Source organism: Pedobacter sp. CFBP9032 (assembly GCF_034045265.1).
In the GTDB taxonomy this organism is placed as follows: domain Bacteria; phylum Bacteroidota; class Bacteroidia; order Sphingobacteriales; family Sphingobacteriaceae; genus Pedobacter.
The window spans coordinates 634139-657082 of the sequence record NZ_JAXCWE010000002.1; the positions used below are offsets into that span (position 1 = coordinate 634139).

Here is a 22944-nt window from a genome sequence, read left to right on the forward strand (position 1 = left end):
GATATACTTTCGCTTATTATCAAAAAAAATTAAAGACTATGTACAACGTAATTATTGCAAGCCTTAATACCTTATTAGGGTTAAGCTTGATCTGTATTTCTTCCTACAAAGTAGGCCCGGAAGAAGCTGTCATGCAAATCAGTGAAATAAGAAGTGCAAAAGGAAATATCATTATCCAGGTATACAGGGATGAAACCGGCTATGAGCATCAGCAGCCCTATAAGCAATTTACCTTCAGCAAGACAAATATAAACGCTGGCGCAATGACGGTAAAATTCCCAATAGATGCAGGCAAATATGGACTCACACTTTTAGATGATGAAAACAGTAATGGAAAGATGGACAAAAATTTCATTGGCATGCCAAAAGAGGGATTTGGATTCTCTGATTTTTTCATGGAGACGCTAAAAAAACCAAAATTCGAGCAGTTTCAGATCGATATCAAAAAAACAAAAAAAATCGCAATCAGAATCAAATACATTTAAGCAACAACCTTTTAATACGTTAAAAATCAAAAATGAAAACATCAAACACCAAATCACGTCTGCTTTCATTAGCAATCCTGATTTTTATTTCAGCATTTTCTTCCTGCAAAAAAAATAATGTTGACGATACCGGGCAGTTTAAACTTAAAATTGTCAATGCTTCCGCCACATCAAGCCCTCAAAGTTTTACCCTCGCTGGAAGTATCCTGGTTTCGGAAGGACTGAGATATCAAGATGCCACCAATTACATTTCCAGCCCTTCAGGCACAAGACTAGTAGCAGAATTCAAAAACCCTAATGGATCTGTGTATGCCTCTGGGGAAATTTTTACCGCAAACACCATTTCACAAACTGTTTATCTCATCGGACAGGGAAGTAAGGCACGCATCAAATACTTTACAGATAACTTAAGTACGCCGAATTCAGGAAAAGTCAAAATCAAATTTATTCACTTTAGCGACAATGCTCCTTCCAATGTACGCATCAAAGACTCGTCAGGCACGGAGCTCCAGAACAATATCACCAGAAATGAGGATACCGGCTACAAGTTCGTTGACCCGGGGGTACTTTCCATACAGTTAAGTAGTACTTCTTCAGGCGAAATACTGGGAACTTCAGATGTTCGTGATTTGCAGTCCGGACGAATTTACGACATCTATTTCACAGACGATGCCGACGGGAAACTGATAGAGAATAAGGTCTTGCATGATCAGTAATTGTAAATTAAATTAATAAATCTCTTGAATACATAGCATTCATTGTAACGAACCGGCACCTTGTCATATCATCGATTGTTTTACTAGTGCTAATGCCAGGAGATCAAATACTTCAATAAGTAATTTCAATTAGAATAATCGTTTTTCATGAAATATTTTCTTTTTGCTGTGGTCTGTTTCTGGTCGGTGAATATTAGCTCAGATTTCTTGCCCTATTGCATTTATCAATCTGCTTCCCTAAAACGAACAATTGTCTAATTTATCTATCTCACAAAATCACGAATAATGTTTATCACCATCATATATTATTGATTAACATTAGGTTAAGATTTAAATATATTCCCCAAATAAGCAACATTGCAAAACATTCAGCGTTTTTTGTTGGATTCACAATTATCAAAGCTTTTTTTTTGCAACTATATAAATAAGAGTCAAAAATTTAAATCTATCTTCAAATTTACAGTATGAAAAAATTAGTTTTAACAGCATTGGCTTTGATGCCGGCACTGGTTTTTGCCCAGAATTCCATTTTTACTGTCCAGGGTAACATAGGTACCTTCGGTGCCCCGGCTAAGGTATACCTGAGATATCAAATGGATAAAAAAATCATCATTGACTCTACTGAATTAAAAAATGGCAAATTTAAATTCACAGGCGATATTGGCGCCGTACCTGAAATGGGCTATCTCATATTCAATCCAAAAAGCACTGGCTTTGATAGCGATAGTGATTACATCTCTGTTTATCTTGAACCAGGCACTATAAACGTAAGCACTACAGATCTATTAGAAAACGCGAAAGTTTACGGAACAAAAATCAACCAGGAAAATGCAAGCTATCGTGCAGCCTTAAAACCGATAAAGGAGGGTTACGAGGCAATAGAGGCAAAGGAAAAAGCAGCGGGAGCCAAAGCAAAAACCCCTGAATTTATCGGGCAGACTAAGCAGGAAAGAAAAGCGCTGGATCAGAAAGAGAAAGCCGTTAATGAACAGTTTATCAAAGAACACCCAAACTCTCCTGTTAGTTTAGAAGCTTTACAAGCTTATGCCTATAGTGCGGACTACGCTGAAATTGCGCCATTATTTGAAGCCTTAACTCCTGAAGTAAAAGCATCGTCAACAGGCATAGCTTATGCAAAAGCACTAATAACATTCAAAGCAGTAGCTATTGGTGCTGTAGCACCCGAGTTTGCCGAGCCAGATACCGCGGGCAAACTAGTTAGCCTATCGTCTTTTCGTGGTAAATACATACTGGTAGATTTCTGGGCATCATGGTGTGGTCCTTGCCGAGCAGAAAACCCTAACCTGGTAAAAGCATACAAAAATTATAAGAACAAAAACTTCAACATCATCGGCGTTTCATTAGACCGGCCTAACGGAAAAGAAAATTGGCTAAAAGCTATTCATAAAGACAACTTAACATGGACTCAGGTATCTGACCTTAAATTCTGGAACAGTGAAACTGTCAAAAAGTATGGTGTGCATCAGATCCCTCAAAACTTCCTGCTTGATCCCAGCGGTAAAATTATTGCTAAAAATCTGCGTGGCGAGGACCTGGATACCAAGCTTGCAGAGTTATTTGGAAAGATTTAGGTCATTAACATTTGAAAAACGACATCACTACTTGCATTCTATCCTCCTATTATAGATGTTGTACATTTTTCTCAATTATAAGACAAATATGAAAAAAGGTTATCCTACAAAAAAAAAGGCTTATCCCGGCAACATGCCAGTTCATTTATTCTTTTGTTTTGTAAGGCGTTGCATCTTCCCCTACGAACAGTAAACCATCAATCAAACCGGTTGACTACAGTTATTTAAAAACGATGAATTCCACAGGCATCACTCAACTCGTAAAATAGTTACGAAAATATTAGCTATCCAGGATTGGATGCTGATCAAGATAGATAACGCTTGATCAGGTTTGCTAAAAGAAAAATTCAGACCCTTGAAAATGGCTTTTACCATGCTATCTCTATGTTTCACCAAGGTTGTACCGAAATTAAACATAAAAGAAATAAGTTAAAGTCAAACTATCGAGACTGAAAATGACTTATGAACTTTTAAACTTTAGCCGGATCATCAATATAGAAATTAATGAATTATCTTCCTGGCATGATGATCCAGATCAGCTGGATTTAGAATTGAAGGCAGAGTCTAATCAAATACGAGACACCATACATCAAAGTATAGTCTTAATGGAACCTGAAAAGTGCAAATTTACGTTATTCCAATACCAACAGGCGATCTCAACAATCCTAAATGAATTGGAAAATGCAATTAAAAATGAGTGTCAACCATCTACGCAAAATGAGCCGAAAAATAAAAACCTGAAAAGCTGTAGGAAAGCTGCAGAAGATTTATTGGTTTTGCTGAAGTCTGATTTTCCCTTGTATTTTGACTATAGCATGCTATTAAATCAGGCTGCAACAGAAAGGCTAAAAACAAAACTAAAAGAGCAGATTGCCGGATGCTCAGATTTGCTAAAAGTACAAGGAGTCGATGACCAGACGATAGAAATTTTCCTACAACTTTTTGAGCAACTCCTACATCCAAAAAAAAACTTTTCTTACGAACAGGGTGCTTATCTCGAAGATTTTTTCGAACAGCTTAACGAATCGTGTATTGTTGCTAATAAACCACTCGAAACACTGGAAATTATTCAAACCATTGTTTCTTTAAATTTTAATCATCCAGCATTTTACCACCTCTGCTGCAATTATTTTACGGAAGCGATCGAGAAATGTGAAAACATTACTGAACAATACAGGATCCTCAATTTCCTGAAAAAAAATTTTAAACAAGTATTTAAGCTTTCAATATCCACCTACGACAGGAAACTACCCGTAATTGAAGAATCTGTACAAAGATTTCTGGATGCAGAACTCGAATACCTACGATCTCTTGAAGCCACTGCTGAGGATTTAAGTTCAACCGGACTGCTGGAGAGCAATTTCAAGGTAACCCTTACCATTCGCCAGCTAGCTATATTTATACACCTGCAGGTAGAAGCCAATATTATTTTGCCTCAAAGTCCAAAGGTGCTTCATCAATATGTAACGAAGCACTACAGCACCATAGAAACCGAAAAGATATCAGAAAAAAGCTTTAAGAACGCCTATTATGGAAATAAAGGGACTGATGTGGAAAAAGTAATCGACAAAATCGTGACTATGCTGGTTATTGCACAGGAAAAATATTAACCTAGCAGATAAATCAGGTCCTTCCTTTGCAGAAAATCTATAAACTCAAAATACCAACGTTCTGAATAGTCATTATTAAGGTGCAACGCATTCTGATCGACAATAAGAATATCATTTAGTGTAAAAAAACCCATCAGCTTACATCTTAGTTTAAAAGACTCGGTTAGCGGAAGCTCCATTATAGGAAGGTTTAACAAAGAGATATTAGACTCGGCAGAATAATCCATAATAAAAACGTGGGTTGACCTGATATCTGCTTTAGAGGCACCGCGAAGAGCCTAAGACACAAGATAAACAGGCACCCACGCTTTATAGCATAGGCAACCATCTATTTTTCCCTGTGTCTTTTGAAAATTTCGCGGTTTTCTAAAACAGTAAAATAGCAATTGCTAAAATATCATGTATGTAATTGATTTATTTCATGAGCCAAATATAACAGATTCCATGCTTTTATCATTTCCAAACAAAAAAATAAAAGGGTTGCTCAGGGTTGCGCTTTCAGCAACGCTAAAGACAGCACCACATTTTACCCAATGAAAAACCAATTATGGAAAAAGATCAATACCTCCGCAAACTATCAACCTATCAAAGCCTTTCTCCAGGATTGAAGGGCTATCTTAAAATTACCTTACAAGAAACCCTATTTACCGGGGCAGACAAAATTTGCATCTCAGAGACCATTCTGGGCGGATATTGTTATTTGGAAAAAGGAAGTGCAAGGATTTTCCTTTATGAAGAAGATAGCGAACAAGAGGTAACTATACTTTTTTTACCTTCCCGGCAAATGATTCCGGATCTTCAATTGGTTGCAAGTCATTTTAAAGGAATGTTATTTTTAGAATTTCTGGAAGAATCGATATTACACTGCATCCCCGAAAATCATATTCCCAATGTCCATAAACTTTTTCGCGAAGCCATTACCCTTAGCATGGCGATTAGCGCTGAAACCTGGGCTAAAACTATTTCCACACTTACAGACCTAAAACTCAATAGCGCAGATCAGCGCCTGCACCAATTACTGCAAGCCTTTCCAAATATTTTTAACGTAACTGCCGTGAAAAGTGTTGCTAGCTATCTCGGCATACATCCCTCTACACTCAGTGCAATGAGGACAAAAAGATATACGAAACAATGAAGTAAAATTAGAACGAGTATCGCTGTAAACCCCATATAGATGTATTCCCACCAGGAAAATCAAAGACTCTTTCCCACCTAGATGTGATGATGCAACATTCGAAAAGCACCAACTTCGAATAACAAAATTAAAACGCCAGAATAATGAGTGCCATCAGATCCAAATATTATGCATTACAGGTTATTTCCGCAGCATTTATCCTCTTATGGATTTATACTGCAGGAAGCAAACTCATAAACTTTGGAACCTACAGACTGGAGATGCAACACCAGGTATTTAATGCTGAAATATCAGCGATGTTAATCTACATTGTACCTGCTTTCGAACTATTGGCTGTTTTACTGTTGTTGTTTGAAAGGACGAATAAAATAGGTTTAATATTCTCTTTGCTGCTGATTGCTGCCTTTACAGGATATATTTTCCTGATTACTATTGGATATTTCCCCAAAGTTCCCTGTAGTTGTGGCGGAGTAATCCGCTCTCTGGGCTGGAAAGGGCATTTACTATTCAACCTGATTTTCTTAATCTTAGCAATTTTTGCATTAAATATCAAAATAAAGCGGGAGGCAGTCGGCAAAGAGTAAAACCACGAGGGAATGGCTAACCCAACTCAATATGAACCAGCAAGTCCGAAGGCCAAAGAAAAGGACAAATAGGCTAACTGCTTAAGCCTTATCTGATAAGCAGAAAATCAATCTACAACAACATGTTAAAAAAATTAAATTTAGGTCTTGCAGCCCTTGTATTAGGATTCGGCCTTATCATTACCCAAAGCGCTTTCACTTCATCAACCACTGGAACATTATATCACTACAAAGAAAGTAATGATCAAATTAAAGATGAAAGCTCGTGGGAACCTGTTTCAGAAGCAACATCTTTCAGTTGCAGTCAAGAAAATGTACTTCCTTGCACTATTGAAGTGGAAGGATCTCTTTCCTCTTATCTGTTAAGCAATGATACTGCAGAAAAGATAATGGCTTCTCCCGAAATCAGATCTACCAGAGATTAATAAAAATAGGTGCAGTTTATAATAGCTGCACCTATTTGTATTACGGGTTTTGTGGCATTCCCGAAGCTTCAATTACCAGTTCTGGGATAGGCAACACAAATCCAGATGAATTAGGCGAAAGGATATAACTTTTACCGTTTACTGTTCGTGTCAAACTAATCCCCGCACCTTCTTTATTTAGCCTTTTCACATCTGCCCATCTCAATCCCCTCATCAGTAGTTCCTTCCTTCTCTCGTTCAGCACCATAGTGATAACCGCTGCCTGATCAGCACTTTGCCTGTCAACAAATGTATTTTTCTTATAACGGTTCCGCAGAAGTTTGTTAAGATCTGTTAAAGCTTCTGGAAGCCTGTTTATCCTGGCCAGGCATTCAGCCCTGATCAACAGCACCTCATCCACAGCAACACCAGCAAAAAATGTAGTAAACCCTTCATAACTCCCCTTAAAACCATAAGTTCCATTTTTATTATCATTAAAAAACACCGTCTTACGCAGGTCATTGGCTTCATAGCGTGCAAAAAGCTGTGGATCAGTCTTCGCCCTTACATTGGATAGTGGCACCCCGGTAAAGAAACTATCATGAAGTACTTCTACGTTAAACTGCGGGATAGGAAGTGGAGCGGCGGCATTAAGCGTATTAAAATCCATCAGCTCATTTTTCAGTCGCAGCGACGAATCGGCATAAAGAAAAGCTTCATTGTACCTGCGCATGGTTAACAATGCCCTGGCCATCATTCCGTAGGCGGCGGCTTTAGATGGTCTCATCACATGGACGGCAACAGGTGGCAGGCACCGTACCGAAACCAGGAGATCAGAAAGTACTTTAGCATAACCTTCTTCTACCGTCGATCTAAAAGACGGTACATTAAAATCAGAGCCCGTTCTGAGCGGAACCCCAAGATCGGTCCCAGCCGAAGCTACGTCATAAGCTGGAGCCCATACAAAAAGGCTTTTGAGGATATTCTTTGCTCGATAATAATAGGCCTGACCATTTACATTATCCCATTGGGAAGCATTTGAAGGGGTTCGCGGTATTTTCTCCAGGTTTTCAATAACACTGTTGGCCCTGTAAACACCTCTGTAATTATTGGACCATTCGTTAAGCTCGGGCAAAAAGATATTGGTTCGTTGCCAGGTATACATGTTGCGTTCATTTTCCAGCCTGGAGGAAAAATCGGTATCCGTAAGATAGAAATCTGTTGCGCTAATTTCTGCTGAATTTCCATCTGCCTGGTTCAGCACCTGATAATGATCTAGCAGCGACTGCTGGTCTGCCAGGGTTTCGGCAATGGCAATCGAACGATTAGATTTTTCATCCAAAAATTTCTTGCAGGAAGCCAATGCGAAAAGCAAAGGCAGAATGATGTAATATCGTTTTTTCATAATGATATGCTTATAAATTAGTTTTAAAACCGATTGCAATATTTTTCGGGTCAGGGATAGCTGAGAAATCAGGATCTATGTGCTCTTTATTTTCCCGCCAGATAATTCCCAGATTGGAAGCCACCAGAAATACCTTCGCCTGAGACAGGAATTTTTTCCCTGTCTTTCTACCTGGAATATCAAAGCCGATGTTAATATATTGAAGGCGTACGTGGTCACCTTTGAGTACATTAACTTCCGATCCGTAATAAAACTCATCTCTGCTTAATGACACAGGATAAACCATACTCGGAACATGAGTAAAAAGTTCATCTCCTGGATTTTGCCATCTGGAGGCGAATTCTCCATTACCGTTCCGCGCTACGAAAAGTGAAGTATAACTTAAGGATGCCTTTCTGAAATAGTAACCTAATTTATAACTTACCCTGAAACTGGCACTAAACCGGCCGTAAGAAAAATTATTCCCTAATGCGCCGGAAAAAACCGGAAGTGCAGATCCATGATAGACCATGTCTTCCACGCGTAAAGTATTGCCAATTAAAGTAGCATAATTTTTGCTCACCGCACCTGCCTGCATCCCCTGCGGATCACCAGTTTTCGGATCAAGGCCTGCCCATTTATATGAAAACATACTATACAATGGATAGCCAATTAACCCCGCAACGCTAAGATTACCAGCTACCAGCCCACGCCCGCTAAAAGCACCGGAATAATTTTTCACTACCTTATCTTTATAATAATTGAAGAAAAAGTCTGTGGACCATAAAAACTTCCCTGTTGTATTTATAGCGTTGATTTCCAGGTCAAGACCATCTCCTTGTATGGAACCTGCATTTCTCACAACCGTATACCCAATTCCAGCAGTCAGATCAATCGGAGTAAGGGCTAAAAGGTCTACAGATTTTTTTCTGAACACCTCAATACTCCCTTTTACCCTGTTACCTTTGAAACCAAAATCAAGCCCGGCATTGAACATATAAATCCGCTCCCATTTCAATTCAGGGTTATTATAATTGTTAAAGATTGCATAAGGAGACTGTGTGTAGGGAGAATTAGGACTTGCAAAAATGATTGAAGTGGCAGCAGAACCTTTGGGATCAGTATTCCCACTCGCCCCGAATGTCATCCTCAGTTTTAACAGTGGGAGTATGGAAGAACTATAAAACTTTTCCCTGCTAATGTTCCAAGCAAGCCCGGAAGAAAACAGCGGGTTCCATTTATCATTAGTAGCCAGACCAAACAAATTTGAAGCATCCCTTCTTCCGCTCAGCGAAAGTGTATAACGTTCATCATAAGTATATGCTGCATTGGCAAAAAGCGAAACAAAGCGGGATACCGAACCCGAGAAACTATCTACATTGGGTATAAATGCAGTTGCCCCTGTAACGAAGGTCCGATATGGATTCACATAATCAACCACTCCGGTAGTTAAGGTAGATTCACTTACCCCATAAACACGTTTGTTTTCTTCCTCTATAGTGGTATTTCTGATTTCTGCACCTAAAAGAGCAACAATAGCATGGCGGCCATTCGTTCTATTGATATCCAACTGCCCCCGCCCGTTTTGGGCAGTAAGAAGCGAAAGTCCCCGGTCTTTAATTGACCCTAGCGGGATATTCCTTTTGAGCGTTCCACTCACATCAATAGAAGAATAAAGATTAATCAAGTTCCTCACCATGTAACTTCCCTGCAGATAGTCTGTAATATTCTCCGTATCCTGTTGCTCAAGTTGGTAGCTCGCCGTAAGCTTTAACCAATCGGTTAACTGATAACCTGCTCTAAAGGAAGCCAGAACAGCATTTAAAGTAGATCCACCATTAATGCTCTTATAATTTTCCAGCGGTACATAATTCCAGTCTAAAAGATTTCCACCACCTGCAGTTGCAAGATAAGATGGACGGTAACTCCTCATTACTGCAAGTGGATTTCCTCCTTCATCTGCCAAACGGGTGTAAAGCGGTAGATTTCCGGTTGAAGTATTAAGATCGGAGACATCTTCCCTGCCCCTCCCGGTAAATGAATGGGTTAGCATCACGCTTCCACCCAGCATCAACTTATCCATCAGCTTCAGGTTCTGCTCTGCTTTAAGGCTATACCTGTTAAATGGTACACCTAAAGTACTGATGTTCCGGTCGGTTCCCAGAGAAACCAGCCAATTTCTCTTTTCCCCACCACCATTTAAACCCAGCGCATACTGTTGCGCAGTAGCCTTTGAAAATACGTATTTGTCAAGATCCGGACGGAGGTCGTATCCCCGCAGCAAATCCATCCGCCTTGCCGCCTCTTGTGCAGAAAGCCTGCCATCTCTTGCTGCAATCCGCAATTCTACCACATCAGAGAGCGCAAACTTGTCTGCACCCGTTTCTATATTATTATAGTATCCCTTATCGAAGAGAAAATTTTCTACAGTGATCAAATCGCTGACACCAATTTTATTCTGGTAATATAGGTCAGGCTGATCAGTCACCTTAAAACTTCCGGAAAAGGAAACCCTCAATGGTGAATTAAATTTCGCCTTTTTAGAGGTGATTACGACCACCCCGTTTCCTGCCCTGGCTCCCCAAATCGAAGCCGCAGCTGCATCTTTCAGTACGGTTACACTCTCTATATCATTCGGATTAATGTTATCAATATCTCCCTCATATGGGAAATTGTCCAGCACAATCAGAGGGGCACGTATCCCCCGCAGGGTACTGATTCCTCTGATGATGATCCCATAGCCTTCACTCCCATTACTCTTTCTATCAATGCTATAGCCACTTACCATTCCCTCCAGCCTGCTGATAATATCGGTACCCACCTGTTCTGACAGCATCTTATTTGAAACTTGTGCGAAAGAACCTGTGGCCCGCTCTTTTGGCAGGCGCTGATAACCCGTACTCACCTCTACGGTTTGCAATTGCTGATCACCCATGGCAAGTGTAACCTTAAATACGCCCTTAAAAGGCACTGAAACTACTGTATCCAGCATTGCGATATTTAAACCAGAAAATCTGAGTCTATGTCTGCCAGCTTTTAAGGAGATTGAAAACTCACCTGCATCAGCAGAAACCGCCGTCTCGCCAGTGTTCGAGTGGACAGCAATCCCGGCAAGCGGCCTCCCATCTGCACTAAGCACCAATCCACTCAACCGTTCTTGCGCAGCAACGGATAAACACAAGCCCGATAAAAGGAACACTAAAATCAAAACCGAAAATAAAGAGCTAAAGACCTTACATTTTCTATAAAAGCTACCTGTCTGTCTCATCGCTTAATTATTTTTAGTCTTAAATGCCTCGATCTTCTTTTTGCGAACATTCAGCACATCCATATGCTCCAGTATTAAACCAACATTTTCTACCGTTAACAACTCGGCTGTGGTTATCGCTCTCACATCACCATCCGCAATCCATACATAATGCGGAAGTGCTTTATGCGGAAAGGCCTTTAGAAATACCGTATCGCCTGCAATTACAGATAGGCCTGTGGAGGTAAAAGTTCCCGATCCTGATTTAAACCTGGAGATCAGTGACTCCTGCGTATCTCCGGTACCAACAGAATTGACCAGTAACACCTTCACCTTTCCTGGAAATGCCTGCTCAATTTCCTCCAGTTTAGGAAACCGTTTAATACAAGAGCCACACCAGGTTGCCCAGAAATCTACAATAATCAACTTCCCCCTGTCTGAAGAAAGCACATATTCTTTCGGATTTCCACGTTCCAGCAGCGCGTGCTTAAAATCCCAGAAAGCCTTTGGCAGTTGCCCTCCCACCGGCACAGATACAACATGGTCTGGCCCCAGAACCTGGGCAGAAACAGCACCAACAGTGCCTAGCAGTGCAAATAAAACAAAGCATATATTTTTAATCATCATTGTTTGGTTAAGTGTGGTCAAACCGTATCAGAAGCTAGTAAATCCTGTTTCAAAATTATGTATCAAGAATTTCTGATTTGCGCAAAAAATGCCCTTTACAGCCATACATAAGCGCATAAAAAAAGACAATACAGTTTCAGGGTACGGTAATGACCTATAAAAAAATAGAGTAGTTAGTTGGTTGACGTAAAATGAGATGGCCTGATTACAATCATCAAAATATTCTAATCAACAGCAGACCCGATCTGCTTAGACCGGGTTTTTAGGCTTTAGTGCAAAAAGCCAATCGAAAAGATAATATTCACTTATCTTCATGTGCTTCCGATTGATAATTTAAACTATTTAAATTCACAGCCTCCTCACAGCAGGGTAGCGACGATAAACCAACAAAGCACCGATGTGCATCAGCACCACATCCAAAATTATAAATGCCGAAAACCGTCCTCGTACAGGAAGTATGCCGGGCATCTTTACAGCAGGCTGGTACCATCGGAGTCTTTTGTCTCTTCTGCAGATTCTGAGAAGCAGTTAAAACAGCAAAAGGACTGAAAAGAAAAGCCCAGCAGAGAAAGAAAAGTGGCAAATAACGGATATCGGACTTCATACTTTGGTTTACTGATTTATTAAAGGTGAATAAGAAAAAAAGCAGGGACAGCCGGTAATAAATTTTAACTGCAACCCTGCTATTTGCTGCAACATCTTTCGCGGACGATGTTCACAGCTATGGAAAATTCTGGACATAGCAATCCCCTTACGGCGAAGCCATTTATTTTTTAAATCAAAATTAAATCAGAGGTATTTTAAGAGGAAAACAGGATCGATCGATCCATCAAAAAAGCATAGGGCAGGCCATCAAGAGCGAAATTATTTTATCATTAACCATCATAATAAGCCTGCCCTATCAGAAAATCATTCGGGATTTTTAGGCTTTAAGGCATAAAGCCAATCAAACGGACAACTTAAAAGGGAATGATAAAGAAATACATGAAAAAAATTGAGCAACACAAAAAAGCCATAATAAATCCCCTTCGATTTCGTGGGGTTTAAATGATTAACATGCCTTAATTTTTGGTTTCTCATAACTATATGTTATGAGTCTTGGTGGAGTGAAGAGCACTATAGTAGGCTCTAAATACCGTCCTACCTGGCTTCTGACGGCCTTGCCAACGGATTTACAATAGAGCCTATAGATCTATAGTACGTACAAAAGTACGTAAATATCCCTATAGGCATTAATCTATTGTCTCGTTGGCTTCACTTGTCAGAATTTGGTAGCCGAGACTCTTTTATTAATACCTTTATATAACTCAAATGTAATGAATTATATTTAAAAAATCAAAAACAACAGACAGTTATTGTAATTTTATGTATTAGTAAATAGTCTATGAATACAATTAATAAGAATAAACGACTGTAGGAATGGGTCAAGGATCATTGTGATTGAATATCCCGCTATTAGGTAGCATTTACTTAGTACAACAATAGTAAAAACTTACGTCCATAATTAACAAATTGACAAGGTAAGGTTAACGTGACTGGTGAGAGACCAGCCATTAGGTTAACACTACGCCGCTACTTTCCAATACAGATCTAATACTTCTTATCAGTCATACCATCACATATAGGTATAACTGATTGAGATTGTAAATTCCACTTGTTAGTTGAGCTTACCAACCGAAAAGTTGTACCTATCAATTTAATAGTACTAACACATTGACGAGTTAAATTGAGATCAGCTTTTGAGATACCGAGCACGTAGGTAAGTACATTTTAAGCAGATTTTCTTTCCTATAAAAAAGGCCCTATTCCATAACAGGAATTACCTATAAGGCCATTCCGTAGGATCCGGTGCCAGGTGAATACGACAAATTATTTTGTTAAGCTATGCGGCGATCGTAAAATCGACATCGAAACCATCCAGTTCTACGATGGCAATTTTACAGAGAAAATTAAATCAATTCAAAACAGTCGAGAACTTCTTTTAATCGGGCGTACCTGTATCATGACACTTAGCGAATTGCTGTCAAAGATATTCCAAATAAGAATATTTTGATTAAATTGCTTTGTCTAACCCAGGTATCATGAAAAATTTAATCTCTTGCATCATCATTGATGATGACCCTACTGCAATCCGTATTTTGGAACATCATATTGCAGAGATTCCACGATTAAAGATTAACAGAACCTATACCAAGCCCGTGGAGGCCCTCTCTGACATTAGCAGAGAACCAAACAAACAACTTATTTTCATGGACATAGATATGCCGTCTATGTCTGGAATCAGGCTTGCAGACAACCTGAAGCATAAATGTCACAACATCATTTTTACTACCTCTTATCCAGAATATGCACTGGAAGCCTTCAAGGTAAGAGCCAAGCATTACCTTTTAAAACCTTTTAATATTGGTGATTTCGCAGAAGTGGTAAATGAGGTTGTGACAGAGTATTATGATGCTCAAAACGTAGTTAGTGAAACCGATAAGGCATTCTTTCTTAGAACCAATGGGGAACGTGGCAGACTTACCAAAATACTGAAAGCAGAAATCATCTATTTACAGGGCTCAAACAACCACGTTCATATTTACACCATTAATAACAACTACTCGGTGTATATGACCATCAAGGAAATGGAAGAAAGGCTAAATGAAAATAAACACTTTTATCGGGTACACAAATCATACATGATCAATACTGCTTTTGTGAAAGAAATAAATGGTCACAAGGTAGATCTTGGAAAATACGAGGTGATTATGAGTCCGCAATATAAAACAGCATTTATGGATTATGTAGGCCAACACATCCTCACTTCCAAAAGGCTTTAACACTAACTACCTTCTGGTGAGTGGGTGGTCATCGTTGTTACAACTGTCATTGTACTGGTTGTAGGGTCGGTTTTGATAGCCAGTTTAGTTCTGTTTGAGCGAAAAACAAACGCCGTTTTTCTGCTTTTTTTTAAGTCGATAATTCTTTTCATGAAAGAAACTTAGCCCTATGAAAAACCTAAAGAGACCAACTTACGCCAAGCAAGTTCTGACTGATGTAAAGCAAAATTTTAACTTAAAAAACAAAATGAAAAGTTGGCCGAAACAGTATCAATGGCACATTATTTCCTGGTTAATTTTCATTATCTACGAGTATCTCTTAGTTGCGCAGATTCTAAATATAAATGAACCGGTATTGGTGTATTGCAGTCACTATGTGATTAACATATTTCTATTTTATATCCATTCAGATTTTATACTGAATAAGTCTTTAGCCCGGCCTAGACCAAACTACTTTAAACTAACGGTATTAATTATATTTGAAATCTGCACCTTTACCTTCATATCATACCTGGTTGATCAGGTGATTCCCAGATCAAATACGCCAATCAATCTGATGAGTATGGCAATAGACTGGAAATTTGTATTCGGTGCTTTGTGGAGAAGCATATATTTTATCTTGTTTGCAACCGCCTATTACTTTGTAAAGCGCTATATTCATCAAAAACAACTAACTGCTACGCTGGAAAAAGAAGCCATCAAAAAAGAGCTGGCAGAAAAACAAATTGCAATTGAACTCTCGGATGCTAAAAACTCTTATTTAAAAGCTCAAATTAACCCACACTTTCTATTTAATACCTTAACCTATATTTATAATAGTACCCATAAATCCGAACCAAGAGCTGCCGAGGCTGTTCGGTACCTGTCAAAATTGATGAGGTATGCACTGGAATGTGAACATGGCCCTAATATCATGAATCTGGAGGCAGAAATTCTACAAGTAGAGAACTTACTCCAACTCACTAGAATCAAACAGCCAGATTTGTACATTAACTTTCATTACGATAATGGAATAGAGCAAACTAAAATGATTCCACTGGTGCTATTAACCCTAACAGAAAACATGGTTAAACATGGAAACCTAAGCAATGCAGATAAACCAGGAAGGATCGACTTAAACATTGCTCATGGACTGTTCACGATCAAAACCATCAATCTGATCAACACAGGTCTGAACGATACCGGATTTCATACTGGCCTGAACAATATTAAGCAGCGGTTGCTGCATAATTATGGCAATAGTGCTGAAATTACCTATGGAATAAAGGATGAGTATTTTCAAGTACTTATTAAAATAGAATTGCATTCAGCAAACGCAAATGGAGCAGATAAGTCCCTACTGTATTCGTCAATAACAGATTGACGCGATAACTTATCATCTTTGGTAAGACACCAAATAATAGGTTAATAATTTACCGCAGATCCAGAAGATTTACGCAGAACCAAAAGTTAAAATCCACAGTGATCATTTTAATCTGCATGACAAACGGATCTAGCGGAATTATTGTTGAGGGGGAGTATTTAAGTATAAATATTTATGCTGGTTGGTGAGCCACCAACCAGTAGGTTAACAAAGAATATATTTGACAAATTACTATCAAATCGTATCAGTTAGGCTTTTAAGAATCGACAATGCCCTGGTTATATTTTATTTCTGCAAATTGCCACTATCAATCAATTTAACTTCCCTCCCCATCTTCTTTTGTATTACCTCAAAATGATGCAATTCATCCGGGCTAACTAAAGATATGGCCTCGCCTGTACTACCTGCACGGCCCGTTCTACCAATCCTGTGAATATAATCCTTGGGCGATCTCGGTAATTCATAATTGATAACAAAAGGAAGTTCATTAATATCAATCCCCCTTCCCATTAAATCCGTAGCAACCAATATTCTAAGTTTGCCAGATTTAAAAAGATACAAAGTTTCGGTTCTGGCACCCTGGCTCTTTTTACTGTGAAGTGCTTTTGCATCAAAGTTATTTTTACGGAGTTTGTTCACAATAGCATCTGCAGTGTGAACAGAGGATGCAAATATCAGTACTTGTTTCATCTCGTGATGGTTAATCAAATACCGTAGGAAAGGACCTTTCTTTTCATCAGAAACGATATAAGCTACCTGATTAATTAGGTCAAGGGAATCTTCCTGAGTTTCAATAACCACAACCAGCGGATCGTGTAGTAAAACCTGGTGAATTAATTTAAGATCTGCATTTAAGGTAGCAGATAATAAGATATTTTGGCGCTTTACAGGGAGAAGGGAAATGATTTTATCCACCTCTTCCTTAAACCCTAAGTTTAACATTTTATCTGCTTCATCGAGCACAAGCGTCTCAATACTGCTTAGGTGAACAGCATTTGAATCTACTAAATCCAATAGCCTGCCAGGGGTAGCTATAAGTACGTTTACCCCTTGTAGTGAAGTCATTTGCGGATTAATAGAAACCCCTCCATATACCGCTGATATTTTAACAGGTGTAGAAAGCCCCCTGCTAAAAGTCTGAAAAACATTTTTCACCTGCTCAGCCAGTTCTCTCGTTGGAACCAAAATTAAGACGTTAACATGCCTGTTTTTAAGTTCAACTGCCTTTTGCAAGTTCATTAAAATGGGCAATACATAGCTGGCCGTTTTCCCAGAGCCTGTTTTTGCAATGCCTAAAACATCTTTCCTACTTAATATGGCTGGTATCGCTTTTTCTTGAATTGGTGTTGGAACAGTGAACTGCTGATTTGATAAAATTTGTAATAAATCCGGTGATAAACCCAGAGTGGTGAATGACATATTAATGATTTTCGATAAAAATAAGCAAAAATCGTTACCACAACCTCTTAACTGTTATCTTTCCAATAAAATATTGCAGTAAACCTGAATGATGTAATCCTCCAGTGTCTTTTATACGCTTGTTTGTAACTCCCCCTCTGAAAGACAATTAACTATATTTTGCGGAATTATGATTTATTTTATAACCATAAAATAAACAGCCTCACTAATTCTTACTTAAAACTTATCGTCGAAATTAAAGTAAATTGGATTTGAAATGCTAACCATCTTTTCACTTACTGCCATAGATTTTGGAACCTGCGGATAATCAGTAATCTTACCTTCTACCATTACGCGATAGTATGTTCGTCCTTTTAAATCGGGTGTATCTATGAAAGTAACCACCGGAACCTCTCCCTTAACCTGGTAGGTATTTAACTTTCTTCCATTTTTAATTACCGTAACGCTATAGGTTTCGTTGGGCAATGGATTGTTCATTAGCTGCACCTGGAATTTTACAGGTTTACCTGTAGAAATGGCATTATCACCCATCATCATCTCGAATTTGCCTGTTCCACTTGCATCCGCATAAAACTCCACACGGGGTGAAAAGGGATTTGCACTTACAGCAACTTTTCCATGGCTTAATGCATCTACAATTGCCTTCAAACTCCGCTCCTTTACAAATACCCAGGTGGTCGGGGTTCCGATATAATTGTAGGCAGCCTGATAAGTATTTTCGCTTGCTTTTTCTGCACCAGCTGGCGTTCCATGATGGGCATCGCTTCCCCCTCTACCCGTCATCATTCTACCTGAAGAGAGCATATCATCCCAGATCATGATGGCATTTGCATTTTTGGGCCAAACGGCAGAATTCCAAACTTCAATAGACTGCACCAAATCATAAGAAAAACCAAAATTATCTTTACCGCTCGGGTGGTTAGCTGATAAATGGATATTTAGAGATTTTTTAACCTTGCCGATATTTACATCACGTTGATCTCTTACATCAAAGAGCCGCTGATGATCATATGGCTTAGCAGAAAACACATTCCCGTGGCCTCTGGTAGTGGTCCACTCGGCACCGTAAAGCAGCAGTAAAGAGTCTGACTTAAATTCCGGATCTGCCCAGGTATGGTGTGCCACATCTCCATTTACATGGTTATCATGATCTGTTATGCATAAATAATCCATTTTTACCGATTTTGAAAAATTGATTATTTTCGCAACCGAGTTGTTTGAAGATTCAGTACTGTGCCTCGAATGAACATGTAAATCGCCCTTTAGCCATACGCCTGAACCATTTTCAATAACTTTAAGCGACTCATTATTCTGTGCGTAGCTATTTTGAAGGTTTAAGAGTGAAGTAAGAAAAACTGCTAATAGAAAATATTTAAAATTGTAATTCATGATCATTTTTTTCTGGAAAACGGATAAAAAAAATGCCTGTGAAAAACAGGCATTTAATAATTTTTGTGGTTAAGATTTAAACTTTGACTAAAAATGTTTCAGGCATTTCTGCTGCTTTCAGCATAAAATTATGCAGCTCATAATTTTTAACAAAGGGTTTAAGGTTTTCAGAACCCGGCCCAAACATGGTTAACTCCACATAATCTCCGGTATGGTTCATTCCCGCCCATTGCACATCGGTATATTTACCAAGAATTTTTCCATACTCATAAAAAGGAAGGTTCGATTCATTGTAAAGCTGCCCGGGAACGATATCTTTAAAATGCACCAGCAACGACTTCACGTCATCTGCCTTCATTTCAAAACCTTGATTTTCTTTGATCAGATCAATAATCTTTTGCTCACTGAAGGATTGGTTTAGCTGTGTTAGAAGCCAAGTATTGCTATGTTTAAAATTCTGCAGGGTATCAAATTTTTTATTGGCTTCATCAGCATAGAATAAACCAGGATTCGCATTGCCATGATCTGTAGTGATGATGACCAATGTTTCGCCATCTTTTTCAGCAAATTCAATTACTTTTCCAACTGCTTCATCAAAAGCCAGCTGATCAAAAATTAATCCGCTTAAATCATTAGCATGTGCCGCCCAGTCTACTTTTCCTCCTTCTACCTGTAGTGCAAAACCAGCTTTATTATTTTTCATCAACTCGATGGCCTTCACCGTCATCTCTGCTAAAGTTGGGGTATTTTTAATCAGTTCCTGATCATGTTGGCGATCCACCTCATAAGGCATTCCATCTTCGGCAAACAAACCTAAAACTGGCTTAGAAGAATCTAAGGCAAGCATTTCTGAACGATTTTCTGCAACTTTATATCCTTGGGTTAAATATTTCGGAATCAGGTTTCCGCCTGCTCTTTTATCACCAAAATATTTATGTCCGCCGCCCATCATCACATCGAATTTCAGTCCGAGGTACATTTCAGCAATAATATCCTGTCCGCCCCGGTTGTCAATATTAATACAGAAGCCAGCTGGTGTTGCATGGGTAATGGGTACCGTAGTTACACAACCAACTTTTTTACCTTGTTCTTTAAATTTTTGTAGAATGGGCTGTGGTTTTTCACCATTCATACCTACGTTAAGTGATCCGTTTTTCACCCGCATGCCTCCACCCCATGAGGAGCTTGCCGCTGCAGAGTCGGTTACCATCGAACTGGCCGAAGCGGTATCCATCAGCGCTCTTACCGCTTTGTTATCGCGATATAAGCCCAACCATTTACTGCTTTTACCAAAGGTGCGATTGGCGTATAGGTCGGCCATATTCAACGTACCGATACTCATCCCATCGCTCACCATCATGATGATATTTTTGGCTTTCTTACCGCCAATTAAAGGCTTGGCCATCACCTCTTTCAAGCCTACAAATGGTAAGCCTAAACCAGTTAATAAACCTCCTTTTAATAATGATCTTCTGTTCATATCTTCTCTTGCTTTTTAAAATAAAGGATTTCTTCTAAAGTATTTTCCTTCCGGAAAGCTGATCGCGTAGGTAGATGTGAAATGCGTACTTTTTTGATAATAATCTGTGGTGATGATTTGTGCTCCTGATTTGCAGGCGGCCTCAAAATCACTATAGTCGTTATTTCTGGCTTGTTTGGTATCATTATCCGCTCTGGTTCTAATGATATAACCCTTTCTCACCAATGTTGGAATCTGTTCATCTTTCGGATTATTTCTAATCATCAGTGCGGCTTCGGGTGTTCCGGCATCAGCATTGGCAAACATTACCCGGCCAGTTAATGAGGGGTGATTTTCAATATATGCGGCGCGCTTTCTGCCAGTAGCATCCAGTACAAAAATAAATTTGCCCTTGGCACTGCTTAACTTCGGCCAGTTCTGGTGTAACACCGCATCTTCTAAAGTTTTGTATTTCCCCTTCACCTTATCTGGAGTAATGACATGCTTTTTACCCAGATTTTCCAGAATAACGGCATCCAGCTGATCAAATATTTTACCAGTAAAAATTTCTGGCTGTGTAATACCCTGGCGTTTTATAGAATCATCTTTAGCCTCCAGGGTAATGAAGACGGGTGTGTGTTCAGGGTTAGCTTCCGACCATTTTTTAAGTTGTTGCAAAGCGGAAATAAAAGTTAATGCAGAAGACCTGAAATCAAGATCCGGCACATGTAATACCTTAAAGCCTGGTTTTGTCATCTCCCCTTGTTTGTCAAATTCTGGCTGATCTTTAACCTGTTGTAAACCACGTGGGTGGGCATATTTACCACCTTTCTGATCCGCATATACATCAATTTCCAGGTTTCGAAGTCCCATCGTGAGTTGCTCAGGCATCGAAATATGTTCATAATCTAAACTCTTAGCCGCTACCGAATCTGATTCGGCAAAGCGTTTAAAAAGACCAGGATTAATGGCTTGTTTATAACTATTATGAGAACCAATTACCTGGATTTGATTAATGGGTAAATCTTCTCTTTTAACAATTAAGGAAATTGCAGGCAAAACCATCAATAAACCAACACAGGTAATCAATTTCATATCTTTAAATTTATTGGTTTTAGTAACCAGGATTTTGTTTCAAATTAGCATTTAGCTTCAATTCATTTGCCGGAATAGGGTAAATTCTTCTCGTTAAATCTTTATTCATGGTAAGCACATCATTTGGAAGCGGGTATTCCGTTTCGAATTGACCAAAACGAATCAGATCATTTCTTCTCCATGCTTCCCAACTAAACTCCCGTGCGCGTTCATCGAGCAAGGTCGTTAATGTTACAGTTGTGGCAGCGGGTGCGCCAACACGGGTTCTAATTTTATTAACCAACACAAGCGGCAATTGTAATTCGCCATTTACGGTGGTGGCCGTTGCTCCTCTTAAAATCGCTTCTGCTTTCATTAACATTACATCAGCTAAACGCAAAACCGGCATATCGTTTCCATTTAAACGGGTAGCCTGGATAGCATTTACATCCGGCCAGTATTTTACAGAACGTACGCCTTTTGCCTGATCGGCTACCGTGTTTCCTAAATCCATTGGTTTGCCAGGCTTAAGAATTAAATCAGGTGTAATTTCGATTTGAGTAGTGGTACCAGCAACGAAAACGGGTTTTGATAAATCAGGCTTGCGGTTTGCATCAGGTGCATATTGCTTGCCAATTAACCAGAAGCTGTTGCGGATATCATTGGTTAAATTAAAACGATTGTAATATTCTGGCGTGGTACTCATGGCAATACTGAAACCTACATTTATGCCGTAAGATGCAGCTAATGCCGGATAAAATCCGAACCTCGTCATCTGGTTACCCGGAATCTGCTGATCGTAAGGAATAGCAAAAATGGTTTCATTAATTTGTGCGCCATTATTTACATCAAAAATATCGCTATACTTCGCATCAAGTGAGTAATTGCTGTTTTTCAAAATGTTATCTGCCATCGTTACCGCCTCATTGTATCTCGGTTTTCCGGTATACACTTCTGCGTTTAAGTACATTTTTTCCAATAAAGCATAAGCCATCGCCTGTGTTGGTCTGCCATAAACCAGCACGCGATTGTTATTGTCTTTTATTGGCAATTGTGCCACAACGGCTAAAAGTTCTTTTTCGATAAACTCAAATACTTTTTCACGGGTTTGATTTCCAGGTAGTGTGCTCACCGGGAAGGCATCAATAATAGGCACGTTTCCGTACAAATCCATCATGAAGTAATAATATAAAGCCCTCATAGCCCTTACTTCAGCTAAACTTGAAGTTTTAGCGGCTTCAGAAACAGCAGATTCATTGGTAAGATTGATTAAACGGTTGCAGTTATTTATACCACCGAAACCCCATTGCCAGATGTCTCGAACGTTTGGATGATCGATGGTCCAGGTGTGGTAATGAAGCTGACGATACTGACCACCATCATCAAAATTTCCATCACGGGCTGGGATGATTGCGGCATCAGTAGAAAGTTCCTGCATCCTCCAGTAAGGTACGCCATACTGGGAAGATAAATTAGAATACATGGTACCAAAAAGTGCTGCATAATCAGCATTAGTAACCGGAAAATTATCCTTTACGTATTGCGATTCTACATCGACATCGAGTTTACTGCATGATTCAAGAACCACCAGGCAAGCAAAAATATTAAATAGGACGATAAACTTTTTCATTTTT

Annotated in this window: 17 protein-coding genes; 9 read left to right on the plus strand and 8 right to left on the minus strand. The window is 39.2% G+C overall.

Annotated elements, in window-relative coordinates; genetic code table 11:
• Positions 1 to 38: 38 nt before the first annotated feature.
• From SOM16_RS06515 to SOM16_RS06545, 7 genes are all read left to right on the plus strand, one after another.
• Positions 39 to 485, plus strand: coding sequence for a DUF2141 domain-containing protein (locus tag SOM16_RS06515; RefSeq protein ID WP_320463177.1), 447 nt, complete (start codon positions 39 to 41; stop codon positions 483 to 485).
• Positions 486 to 517: 32 nt separating this feature from the next.
• Positions 518 to 1201: a DUF4397 domain-containing protein gene (locus SOM16_RS06520; RefSeq protein WP_320463178.1), complete on the plus strand. Its 684-nt coding sequence runs from the start codon at positions 518 to 520 to the stop codon at positions 1199 to 1201.
• A 464-nt stretch (positions 1202 to 1665) separates the two neighbouring features.
• The gene (locus SOM16_RS06525; RefSeq protein ID WP_320463179.1) at positions 1666 to 2793 is read left to right on the plus strand and encodes a TlpA disulfide reductase family protein; all 1128 of its coding nucleotides are present in this window, start codon (positions 1666 to 1668) and stop codon (positions 2791 to 2793) included.
• 455 nt (positions 2794 to 3248) lie between these two features.
• A complete protein-coding gene (locus tag SOM16_RS06530) occupies positions 3249 to 4403 on the plus strand; it encodes a hypothetical protein (protein WP_320463180.1) in 1155 nt (384 codons plus the stop codon).
• A 547-nt stretch (positions 4404 to 4950) separates the two neighbouring features.
• On the plus strand, positions 4951 to 5538 hold the full coding sequence (locus tag SOM16_RS06535; protein ID WP_320463181.1) for a hypothetical protein: 588 nt from the start codon (positions 4951 to 4953) through the stop codon (positions 5536 to 5538).
• Between the two features lie 143 nt (positions 5539 to 5681).
• Complete coding sequence (locus SOM16_RS06540) at positions 5682 to 6122, plus strand: MauE/DoxX family redox-associated membrane protein (protein WP_320463182.1); 441 nt, start codon at positions 5682 to 5684, stop codon at positions 6120 to 6122.
• Positions 6123 to 6244: 122 nt separating this feature from the next.
• Complete coding sequence (locus tag SOM16_RS06545; RefSeq protein ID WP_320463183.1) at positions 6245 to 6547, plus strand: hypothetical protein; 303 nt, start codon at positions 6245 to 6247, stop codon at positions 6545 to 6547.
• Positions 6548 to 6587: 40 nt separating this feature from the next.
• Here SOM16_RS06545 and SOM16_RS06550 read toward each other — a convergent pair whose 3' ends face one another.
• The 3 genes from SOM16_RS06550 to SOM16_RS06560 form a co-directional block, all read right to left on the minus strand.
• Positions 6588 to 7931 carry a RagB/SusD family nutrient uptake outer membrane protein gene (locus SOM16_RS06550; protein WP_320463184.1) on the minus strand — a complete coding sequence of 448 codons (1344 nt, stop codon included), beginning with the start codon at positions 7929 to 7931 and terminating at the stop codon, positions 6588 to 6590.
• Between the two features lie 10 nt (positions 7932 to 7941).
• Entirely contained in the window at positions 7942 to 11109 is a 3168-nt protein-coding gene (locus SOM16_RS06555; protein ID WP_320463221.1) for a SusC/RagA family TonB-linked outer membrane protein, read from the minus strand.
• A gap of 72 nt (positions 11110 to 11181) precedes the next feature.
• Positions 11182 to 11784 (minus strand): TlpA family protein disulfide reductase, encoded by a 603-nt coding sequence (locus SOM16_RS06560; protein ID WP_320463185.1) that lies wholly within the window; start codon positions 11782 to 11784, stop codon positions 11182 to 11184.
• Between the two features lie 2081 nt (positions 11785 to 13865).
• On the opposite strand from SOM16_RS06560, the gene SOM16_RS06565 reads away from it, so the two are divergent.
• Together SOM16_RS06565 and SOM16_RS06570 are read left to right on the plus strand one after the other, a co-directional pair.
• A complete protein-coding gene (locus SOM16_RS06565; RefSeq protein WP_320463186.1) occupies positions 13866 to 14606 on the plus strand; it encodes a LytTR family DNA-binding domain-containing protein in 741 nt (246 codons plus the stop codon).
• A 169-nt stretch (positions 14607 to 14775) separates the two neighbouring features.
• Entirely contained in the window at positions 14776 to 15969 is a 1194-nt protein-coding gene (locus tag SOM16_RS06570) for a histidine kinase (RefSeq protein WP_320463187.1), read from the plus strand.
• 285 nt (positions 15970 to 16254) lie between these two features.
• Here the strand turns inward: SOM16_RS06570 and SOM16_RS06575 are convergent, their stop codons facing one another.
• The 5 genes from SOM16_RS06575 to SOM16_RS06595 all read right to left on the minus strand — a co-directional run bounded on the left by SOM16_RS06575 (position 16255) and on the right by SOM16_RS06595 (position 22940).
• Complete coding sequence (locus SOM16_RS06575) at positions 16255 to 17388, minus strand: DEAD/DEAH box helicase (RefSeq protein WP_320463188.1); 1134 nt, start codon at positions 17386 to 17388, stop codon at positions 16255 to 16257.
• A gap of 216 nt (positions 17389 to 17604) precedes the next feature.
• Positions 17605 to 18777, minus strand: coding sequence for a CehA/McbA family metallohydrolase (locus tag SOM16_RS06580; RefSeq protein WP_320463189.1), 1173 nt, complete (start codon positions 18775 to 18777; stop codon positions 17605 to 17607).
• 76 nt (positions 18778 to 18853) lie between these two features.
• On the minus strand, positions 18854 to 20257 hold the full coding sequence (locus SOM16_RS06585; RefSeq protein WP_320463190.1) for an alkaline phosphatase: 1404 nt from the start codon (positions 20255 to 20257) through the stop codon (positions 18854 to 18856).
• 15 nt (positions 20258 to 20272) lie between these two features.
• The gene (locus SOM16_RS06590; RefSeq protein WP_320463191.1) at positions 20273 to 21331 is read right to left on the minus strand and encodes a phosphatidylinositol-specific phospholipase C1-like protein; all 1059 of its coding nucleotides are present in this window, start codon (positions 21329 to 21331) and stop codon (positions 20273 to 20275) included.
• A 19-nt stretch (positions 21332 to 21350) separates the two neighbouring features.
• Positions 21351 to 22940, minus strand: coding sequence for a RagB/SusD family nutrient uptake outer membrane protein (locus SOM16_RS06595; RefSeq protein ID WP_320463192.1), 1590 nt, complete (start codon positions 22938 to 22940; stop codon positions 21351 to 21353).
• Positions 22941 to 22944 lie beyond the last annotated feature (4 nt).

Excerpts from the sequence above, each read along its gene's own strand:
- SOM16_RS06515 (WP_320463177.1), top strand. The coding sequence starts at position 39 with ATGTACAACGTAATTATTGCAAGCCTTAATACCTTATTAGGGTTAAGC.
- SOM16_RS06520 (WP_320463178.1), top strand. The coding sequence starts at position 518 with ATGAAAACATCAAACACCAAATCACGTCTGCTTTCATTAGCAATCCTG.
- SOM16_RS06525 (WP_320463179.1), top strand. The coding sequence starts at position 1,666 with ATGAAAAAATTAGTTTTAACAGCATTGGCTTTGATGCCGGCACTGGTT.
- SOM16_RS06530 (WP_320463180.1), top strand. The coding sequence starts at position 3,249 with ATGACTTATGAACTTTTAAACTTTAGCCGGATCATCAATATAGAAATT.
- SOM16_RS06535 (WP_320463181.1), top strand. The coding sequence starts at position 4,951 with ATGGAAAAAGATCAATACCTCCGCAAACTATCAACCTATCAAAGCCTT.
- SOM16_RS06540 (WP_320463182.1), top strand. The coding sequence starts at position 5,682 with ATGAGTGCCATCAGATCCAAATATTATGCATTACAGGTTATTTCCGCA.
- SOM16_RS06545 (WP_320463183.1), top strand. The coding sequence starts at position 6,245 with ATGTTAAAAAAATTAAATTTAGGTCTTGCAGCCCTTGTATTAGGATTC.
- SOM16_RS06550 (WP_320463184.1), bottom strand. The coding sequence starts at position 7,931 with ATGAAAAAACGATATTACATCATTCTGCCTTTGCTTTTCGCATTGGCT.
- SOM16_RS06560 (WP_320463185.1), bottom strand. The coding sequence starts at position 11,784 with ATGATGATTAAAAATATATGCTTTGTTTTATTTGCACTGCTAGGCACT.
- SOM16_RS06565 (WP_320463186.1), top strand. The coding sequence starts at position 13,866 with ATGAAAAATTTAATCTCTTGCATCATCATTGATGATGACCCTACTGCA.
- SOM16_RS06570 (WP_320463187.1), top strand. The coding sequence starts at position 14,776 with ATGAAAAACCTAAAGAGACCAACTTACGCCAAGCAAGTTCTGACTGAT.
- SOM16_RS06575 (WP_320463188.1), bottom strand. The coding sequence starts at position 17,388 with ATGTCATTCACCACTCTGGGTTTATCACCGGATTTATTACAAATTTTA.
- SOM16_RS06580 (WP_320463189.1), bottom strand. The coding sequence starts at position 18,777 with ATGAATTACAATTTTAAATATTTTCTATTAGCAGTTTTTCTTACTTCA.
- SOM16_RS06585 (WP_320463190.1), bottom strand. The coding sequence starts at position 20,257 with ATGAACAGAAGATCATTATTAAAAGGAGGTTTATTAACTGGTTTAGGC.
- SOM16_RS06590 (WP_320463191.1), bottom strand. The coding sequence starts at position 21,331 with ATGAAATTGATTACCTGTGTTGGTTTATTGATGGTTTTGCCTGCAATT.
- SOM16_RS06595 (WP_320463192.1), bottom strand. The coding sequence starts at position 22,940 with ATGAAAAAGTTTATCGTCCTATTTAATATTTTTGCTTGCCTGGTGGTT.